Raw genomic sequence first — 836 nt, 5'->3', positions numbered from 1 at the left:
TCTCAGAGCTTCGGCAGAATATGACGGCAAGCGAGCTTCTGATGTGGATTGAGTACGACAGGCAAAGTCCGGTTGGCGATATTCGTGGTGACATTCAGGCAGCTCAGCTCGTCTCTGCCATCTACGGTTCGCAGGGGGCAAAAGTACCGCTGGATGATGCGATCCTGCGCTGGGGTGGTGATGAGCAATCAGCACCGAAGGACCCGTTTGCAGGGCTTGAGGCTGCTTTATCAAACGCAGCGGCAACTAATTAAATGCTAAAGTCAAAAAATAGAATTTCGAATTTCCTTTGCTCACGTTTATGTATTTTAATAACCTCCTTACTTCTGGAGGTGTGAAAATGAAAAAGGTAGTTGGTATTTTATTAGTTATGTTCGCCGTTACTGGATGTAAATCTTTAGACTCAGTTAGGGCTACAAAGCCTGTAAACATTGGGGGATCTGATAAGAGCGTTAACTCATTCTCATCTTGTGTCTCTGGGAAGTGGGCTGGAAATGGAACACCAGTAACTTCCTTGCCGCTTGAAAATGGCATAAGCATACTCGTCCCTCAGGCAATGGGGGGTTATGACGTAGTTCTTGACGTAACAGAAAATAATGGGAAAACAAGTTACGTGCTCTACGAAAGAGTGCCCTCAATGACATCCGACTCATATGAGAAAACGGTATTATCTTGTAGATAAGAAAACATAGATAAAACAGACCCGCTCCGGCGGGTTTTTTTTCGCCTGGAGAAATGTGATGGCAACATTACGTGAATTGATTATTAAAATTTCCGCTAACTCGCAATCATTCCAGACGGAAATTTCCCGCGCCTCACGAATGGGGCAGGATTAT

2 protein-coding genes are annotated in these 836 nt (G+C 44.9%); both read left to right on the top strand.

Going from position 1 to position 836, the window contains the following annotated elements; all coding sequences use genetic code 11:
* The coding region (locus tag ACWWFX_RS25325; protein ID WP_431626746.1) for a phage tail assembly protein T at positions 1–254 on the top strand (254 nt) is incomplete at its 5' end.
* Between the two features lie 86 nt (positions 255–340).
* Complete coding sequence (locus tag ACWWFX_RS25320; protein ID WP_071698626.1) at positions 341–682, top strand: hypothetical protein; 342 nt, start codon at positions 341–343, stop codon at positions 680–682.
* The last annotated feature ends 154 nt before the right edge of the window (positions 683–836 follow it).

Source organism: Pseudocitrobacter sp. 2023LY-00077 (assembly GCF_055796175.1).
This window is presented reverse-complemented; position numbering and strand designations above follow the sequence as displayed.